General features: G+C 66.3%; 3 protein-coding genes. All 3 read right to left on the bottom strand.

What is annotated here, in order from left to right; genetic code table 11:
* Nucleotides 1–29: 29 nt before the first annotated feature.
* Genes F8R15_RS20795 through F8R15_RS22005 form a run of 3 tightly spaced genes read right to left on the bottom strand, consistent with a single transcriptional unit; the run spans nt 30 to nt 2,419 of the window.
* Entirely contained in the window at nt 30–1,601 is a 1,572-nt protein-coding gene (locus F8R15_RS20795) for an IS66 family transposase (RefSeq protein ID WP_152845862.1), read from the bottom strand.
* Nucleotides 1,602–1,655: 54 nt separating this feature from the next.
* Entirely contained in the window at nt 1,656–2,006 is a 351-nt protein-coding gene (tnpB, locus tag F8R15_RS20790; RefSeq protein WP_081874848.1) for an IS66 family insertion sequence element accessory protein TnpB, read from the bottom strand.
* The gene (locus F8R15_RS22005) at nt 2,006–2,419 is read right to left on the bottom strand and encodes a transposase (RefSeq protein ID WP_038144069.1); all 414 of its coding nucleotides are present in this window, start codon (nt 2,417–2,419) and stop codon (nt 2,006–2,008) included. The genes tnpB and F8R15_RS22005 overlap by 1 nt, the downstream gene beginning before the upstream one ends.
* Between the last annotated feature and the right edge of the window lie 84 nt (nt 2,420–2,503).

The following is a 2,503-nucleotide window of genomic DNA, read 5'->3' as shown; positions in this document are numbered from 1 at the left end:
GTAAGCGGCGGCTGCATCCCACCCCAGGTTCAGCTTGACGACTTGAAGGTCCACGGGAGAAGTTCATCAATGCGGCCTTGCGGATGGCCGGCGGCGATGGCTTCGAGGGTGGCCTTGAGATAGGCGAAGGGCTCGACGCCGTTGATCTTTGCGGTCTCGATGAGCGACGCGATACGTCCCCAGGCGCGCCCGCCTTCGTCATGTCCGGCGAACAATGCGTTCTTCCTGTTCAGAGCGATGGGCCGGATCAGGTTCTCGACGCTGTTGGAGTCGATCTCGACCCGACCGTCGTGCAGGAAGGTCTGCAGCCCGTCCCAGTGACGATGAATGTAAGCGAGCTTCTCCCCCAGGCGCGATTTCGCGGAGATGCGGAGGCGCTGTTGTTGCAGCCACTCGCCGAACTCGGTCACGAGGGGCGCGGTGCGCGCCTGCCGGGCCGAGAGCCGCTGTCCCGGCGCCGTGCCGCGGATGTCGGCCTCGATCTTGTAGAACTCGGCGATGCGGCGCAGCCCCTCGGCGGCGATCTCGGAGCCGTCGCGGTCGAACACCTCCTTCAGCTTGCGCCGCGCGTGGGCCCAGCAATGCGCCACGCGGACCGGGTCGCCACCCTTGCGGGTGGGCCGCGTCAAACGGTTGTAACCCTGGTAGCCATCGAGCTGCAGGATGCCGTCGAAGCCGTGCAAAATCTTCTCCGCGTTCTCCCCGGCGCGGCCGGGCGCGTAGAAGAAGACCACGCCCGGTGGATCATCTCCGCCCCATGACCGGTCGTCACGGGCGAGCGCCCAGAGATATCCCGTCTTGGTCCGGCCGCGCCCCGGATCCAGCACAGGGGCGGTGGTCTCATCCATGAAGAGCTTGGTCGACGTCTTCAGATGTTCGGCCAGCCGGTCGACGACGGGACCGAGATGGAAGGCGGCGGTGCCGACCCAGTCGGCCAGCGTGCTGCGGTGGATCTCGATGCCCGATCGGGCAAGGATCCGGCTCTGCCGATACAAGGGCAAGTGGTCCGCGTATTTGCTGACCAGGACATGCGCGATGGCGCCCTCGGTCGGCAGGCCGCCGTCGATGAGATGCGCCGGGGCGCTCGCGTGGGTCACGCCATCAGTGCAGGCGCGGCAGGCGTATTTGGGGCGAACCGTGACGATCACCCGCAGCTGGGCGGGCACGATGTCCAGCCGCTCTGTGCGGTCCTCGCCGATCTTGTGCATCTCCCCGCAGCCACAAGGACATTGCAGGCTCTCCGGCTCGATCACGCGCTCGATGCGCGGCAGGTCCTTGGGCAGGTTGCCTCGATTGCGCCGGGCTGCACGCCGGGGGCGGCTCTCGGACGGCGCTTGCGTCTCCTGCTTCTCCTCGGTTTCGGCGACCGCAATCTCGAGATCCTCGAACGCCAGCTGCCGGTCATCTTCGCTGAGCTTCTCGGACCGTTTGCCGTGGACTGCCTGGTTGAGTTCGGCGACCAGATGCTCGAGGCGCTTGATGATCTCCTTGAGGCTGACCCTCTCACCTTTGAGCTCCTCATGCTCGCGCAGCAGCGCGGCGACAGCTTCGCGCTGCGCCTCGGGGATTGCGGACAGGTCAATGATCGCGGTGGATGGCATGGCCGGAGGCTACCCCGAAGCCGCCTCGAAGGCCCGCCTTTTCTCGTGCCTGATTCACTCTGCCGCAGCCGGGCGGCGGATCTCCAGCGCCTTCACCTTGCGCCAGTCGAGCCCGGCGAACAGGGCCTCGAACTGCGCCCGGTTCAAAGTCATCACGCCGTCCCGAACCGCCGGCCAAGTGAAGGAACTCTCCTCAAGCCGCTTGTAGGCCATCACCAGCCCGGTGCCGTCCCAGAAGAGTATCTTCAGCCTGTCTGCACGCTTCGCCCGGAACAAAAACACGGTGCCAGTGAACGGATCCTCCTTCAGGACCGATGCGACCTGCGCGGCGAGACCGTCGTGGCCTTTCCTGAAGTCGACCGGCTGGGTCGCCACGAGGATACGGACGGTGTGGGACGGCATCATCACGAGGACGCCCCGAGCGCATGGACGATCTCGGCAATCCGCACCGCCGGGGTGTCGGCGGCAAGCGCGATCGTCACGTCACCGAAGACGAGGCGCAGGCTGTCGTCCGACTGCCTCGAGGGCTGCGGCGCCTGCGGGGGCTTCGGCTCGCACAGGACAACCGGCGCGAAGGCAGTCGGCTCATCCGACATCTCGGCGGCGGGCAGGACCAGCTTGCCCTCTTTGGCCAGGCATCGCCACGCCGACAACTGGTTCGGCTTCATCCCGTAACGCGCCGCCACGGCGTTGACCGTCGCGCCCGGCTCAAGTGTCTCCGCGACAGCCTGTGCCTTCACCTTCTCCGGCCACCGGCGGTGCCCGCTCTCGAAGATCTCAACTCCCAGCGATCTGAGAAACGCAGTCTGAGCATCCATTGCGAAACGCACTCCCATCTTGAGATGGGTATCACCTCGCAGTCCGCGCCGGCGCAGACAACGTGCCGCTCAGACACCGCTTAC

Origin of the sequence: Thioclava sp. JE_KL1 (genome assembly GCF_009296265.1) — a bacterium.
Lineage (GTDB): Bacteria > Pseudomonadota > Alphaproteobacteria > Rhodobacterales > Rhodobacteraceae > Thioclava.
This window is presented reverse-complemented; position numbering and strand designations above follow the sequence as displayed.

Coding starts and splice junctions, on each gene's coding strand:
- F8R15_RS20795 (WP_152845862.1), bottom strand. CDS start 1,601: ATGCCATCCACCGCGATCATTGACCTGTCCGCAATCCCCGAGGCGCAG.
- tnpB (WP_081874848.1), bottom strand. CDS start 2,006: ATGATGCCGTCCCACACCGTCCGTATCCTCGTGGCGACCCAGCCGGTC.
- F8R15_RS22005 (WP_038144069.1), bottom strand. CDS start 2,419: ATGGATGCTCAGACTGCGTTTCTCAGATCGCTGGGAGTTGAGATCTTC.